Annotated in this window: 4 protein-coding genes; all 4 read left to right on the top strand. The window is 49.9% G+C overall.

All coding sequences use genetic code 11. The features are described 5' to 3' along the window. On the top strand, positions 1 to 395 hold a 395-nt coding region (locus tag MHN01_RS19825), incomplete at its 5' end, for a substrate-binding domain-containing protein (RefSeq protein WP_239412928.1). After that, entirely contained in the window at positions 395 to 1150 is a 756-nt protein-coding gene (locus MHN01_RS19820; RefSeq protein ID WP_239412927.1) for an ATP-binding cassette domain-containing protein, read from the top strand. The genes MHN01_RS19825 and MHN01_RS19820, both read left to right, overlap by 1 nt. Next, positions 1147 to 2139 (top strand): ABC transporter permease, encoded by a 993-nt coding sequence (locus tag MHN01_RS19815; protein ID WP_239412926.1) that lies wholly within the window; start codon positions 1147 to 1149, stop codon positions 2137 to 2139. The genes MHN01_RS19820 and MHN01_RS19815 overlap by 4 nt, the downstream gene beginning before the upstream one ends. Before the next feature lie 2 nt (positions 2140 to 2141). Continuing rightward, positions 2142 to 3509: an alpha-glucosidase/alpha-galactosidase gene (locus tag MHN01_RS19810; RefSeq protein ID WP_239412925.1), complete on the top strand. Its 1368-nt coding sequence runs from the start codon at positions 2142 to 2144 to the stop codon at positions 3507 to 3509. Positions 3510 to 3761: the final 252 nt, after the last annotated feature.

The raw sequence follows: 3761 nt of genomic DNA, 5'->3' as shown, positions 1-3761 counted from the left end.
AGATTTCACCGGAAACAGATAAAGATCCTTCTCTTGGAACCAATGTGATCACGGCGTATCTGGCGCGCAACCCTAAAGTAAAACTGATTATGGTGGACCATGGTGCGCTGACCTCGCAAATGGGGAACTTCCTGCGCAATGCCGGGGTTCGTCCGCAAGAGCTGTATGTTGCCGGGTTTAGCCTTTCGCCAGCTACGGCGGATGCGATTAAAACCGGTTATGTTCAGCTGGTGGCCGATAGCCAGCCGTACTTGATGGGTTACCTGTCGGTTGTACAGGTTGTGCTGAGCAAGCGCTATGGTTTCTCGGGCCTGGACATCAATACCGGAGCGGGTTTTGTGAGCCAGAACAATATTGATTTTATCGCCCCCTTGGCGGCAAAAGGCATTCGTTAATGACGGAGCGAGTGCTTGAACTGACCGGGTTGAACAAATGGTTTGGCCCGGTTCATGCGTTGAAAGACATTCACTTTTCGCTAAACCGTGGTGAAGTGTGCGCGCTGCTCGGTGATAACGGTGCAGGAAAGTCGACTCTTATTAAATTGATCGCCGGTGCTGAGCAAATTGAGGACGGCCAGTTGTTGATTGGCGGAGAGAAAGTACCGACTCACCGTTACTCGGTACAGCAGGCTCGCCAGTTAGGCATTGAAACCGTGTATCAATCAGGCTCTCTTGGTGAGCAGCAGCCAGTTTGGCGCAATCTGTTTCTTGGCCGGCATTTTCGTAACAGGTTGGGGTTTATTGATCACAAAGAAGAGCGCAGACAAGCTGCTCATCTCCTCAAGACTCTGGATTTTCGTGGTGTCGGGGCCAATATTGATGCCCCGGTGAGTTCACTTTCAGGTGGTGAACGTCAGGGACTGGCTATTGGCCGTGCCATGTTATTCGATGCCCGGGTGGTGATACTGGATGAACCGACAACAGCGCTGTCAGTCGGCGAGGTCGAGAAAGTATTGTGCTTTATCGAGGCCTTAAAGTCGCAGGGCAGAGCGTGTTTATTGATCACTCATAATATGAATGATGCCTATCGGGTTGCCGATCGGTTTGTCGTGATGGATCGCGGCACTGTCGTGGCGGAGTACCGAAAATCACAGATGACCCAGTCTTCGCTTCAAATGGCGCTGCTGGATGCAGTCGGAAGAGGGGCATGATGAATTTGTTTATGCTCCGTCACCGGGTTCCGGTGCTAACTGCGTTTATCCTTGTTGCTCTCTGGGGGGTATTTACGGTATTTAGTCCGGAGACTTTCCTCCATGGCCGTATTTACATTTCTTTCATGTCGACGATTCCGTTTACGGCGATGCTGGCTTTTGCTTTGACCTTGCTGATCATTGCACGTGAAATCGACATGAGTTTCCCGGCTGTTGTTGCGCTGGGTGGTTTTGTTTTCTCCCAGATATTCCAGCTTACCCAGTCGCCCATACTGGCATTTGGTTCGGCGATTGCTGCGGGCATCGCGTGCGGTATCCTGAATGGGATACTGGTCGTGTATTTCCGTATTCCATCGATAATTGCCACAATAGGTACGCAGTTCTTCCTTGGTGGCCTGACAACTGTGCTGGCTGACGGCCTTGCGTTGAGTATCCCGCAAGTTCGTGATAGCTGGATTCACACCCTGATGGTCGGCCGTATCGCCGAGTTCATTCCGGCCCAAGTACTGTGGGCACTTCTGATGGTTTTCTTGCTGTGGCTGATCCTCTCCCGCCATGTTTTCGGTGATAATGTCAATTTTATTGGCGATAACCCAAAAGCAGCACGAGTGATGGGGGTACCGGTTGAGCGGACTCGCCTGATGTTATTTATGCTGATGGGCTCAGTGTCGGCTTTGGTTGGGGTATTTGTCAGCCTTGAGATGAGCAGCTGGTGGCCCAATCAGGGGCAGGGCTACATGCTATTGGTTTTTGCCTCGGTGTTCATTGGTGGTACGTCTGTGCTTGGTGGCCGCGGCACTTTGATTGGCACCCTATTTGGTGCCTGCATTATCGGTATTTTAGAAGCCGGGATCATCAGCGCCGGTCTAGCCGGTTTTTGGACCCGTCTGATTTACGGTGTCACCATTCTTGCTTCGCTGATGGTCCATAGCATGATGTTGAAACAACACATGGGTTCATGGCGGCGGCTACTTTTTAATAAGGTATAGATATGACTCAGATAACCATTATCGGTGCGGGCAGTGTGATGTTTACCCGTCAGATTACTTCGGCCTTATTCTCTTATCCTGCGCTTAACGGTATTGATTTGGTGCTGATGGATATTGATCCCGAGGTACTTAAGCGAAGTTATCAGCTTATTAGGAAAATGGCAGAGCAGGCTAATATCCGTGTTCGGCTTAGCATGACAACTAATCGGCGCCAGGCGCTGAGTGGTGCCGATTTTGTTATTAATGCCATTCAGGTCGGAGGGTTGGAGCCATGGCGGCTGGATATGCAAATTCCGGCCAAGTACGGCGTGATACAGGAAGTTGGCGACACGATGGGGCCGGGTGGTATTTTCCGTGCGCTACGCCATATTCCGCCAATGCTGGCCATACTGCGAGACATGGAGGAAGCCTGTCCCGAGGCGTTGTTTATTAACTATGCTAACCCTCTTGCGCCATTAACCTGGGCGGCAAAAGATTACAGTACGATCCAGTCTATTGGCTTGTGTTATGGGGTGCGTTATACCACGGCTCAGTTAGCTGGGTATTTGGGGGAGGGCGATTGGGTCGATCATCCGTCGACCCCCGAGCGCTGGCAGCGACTGATGTATCAGGATGTACCTTCACATATTGATTACGAGTTTGCGGGTATTAACCATATGACCTGGATCACCAAGATGACGGCTAACGGCAAGGATCTGCAGCCCCAAATTCGTGACATGGTTAATGACCCCAAGGTTTATGCTGCAGATGGCGTACGTTGTGAAGTGCTGAAATTCTTTGGTTTATGGTGCACCGAAAACCATTGGCACTGTAGTGATTACCTCCCTTATTTCCGCAAAAATGAAGAGATGATTAATCATTTCCTGCCTCAACGCTGGAACTTGTTGGCACTGGAAGAAAAAGTACATGCTGCGGGTGAGGCCGAAATTGATGCTCAGCTTGCAGGGGTACAAAAGTTTGTTATTGAGCCGAATATGCTCAATGCGCCAAAGCTGATCAACGCGACGGTCAGCGGTGAGCGAATACGAATAAATGGTAATGTGCCGAACCGCCAAGCAGAAGGGTTGTTGATCGATAACCTGCCTGAAAACTGTGTCGTTGAAGTACCAATTTGGGTTGATAGTAAAGGCCTTCACCCGCAGCAAATGGGTCGTTTGCCTATGCAGTGTGCCAGTTTGATCAAAACCAACACTGTCGTACAAGAGTTGATTGTCGAGGCGGCGCTGACTAATGATCTTGATGCTGCGCGTTATGCACTTGCTCTGGATCCAGTAACAGCAACCGTGTGTACCCTTGAGCAAATAGATGCCATGTTTAAAGAGATGTTTGCGGCTCAGCGACAATGGTTGCCGCAATTTGCCAAAATGTAATAGCTAATGTGTAATCGCTAAAGTCTCGTTTTATCTTAAGCTGGGTAGTGTGTAGTCTACCCAGCTTATATTTAAGTTGAGCACCAATAAGTCGAGATTCAGCGTACTCCAGATCTGGAGCCGCGTATGTTAGGTGGCCGTTAGATACGAATTCAATTTTTGAGATTACAAAGCGAAATTAACTCTTTGGGAGATTGAATAATGAAGTCTGGCTGGGTTGACCAGGCTCCAGGGTTAGCCCCACTATATGCC

The sequence above is a fragment of the Photobacterium sp. OFAV2-7 genome (assembly GCF_022347985.1).
In the GTDB taxonomy this organism is placed as follows: domain Bacteria; phylum Pseudomonadota; class Gammaproteobacteria; order Enterobacterales; family Vibrionaceae; genus Photobacterium.
Note: the sequence above shows the minus strand (reverse complement) of the source record. Positions and strands in the feature narration are given on the sequence as shown.

Bases quoted from the DNA above. Each gene is read 5' to 3' on its own strand.
- MHN01_RS19810 (WP_239412925.1), top strand. From the start codon at position 2,142: ATGACTCAGATAACCATTATCGGTGCGGGCAGTGTGATGTTTACCCGT.
- MHN01_RS19815 (WP_239412926.1), top strand. From the start codon at position 1,147: ATGATGAATTTGTTTATGCTCCGTCACCGGGTTCCGGTGCTAACTGCG.
- MHN01_RS19820 (WP_239412927.1), top strand. From the start codon at position 395: ATGACGGAGCGAGTGCTTGAACTGACCGGGTTGAACAAATGGTTTGGC.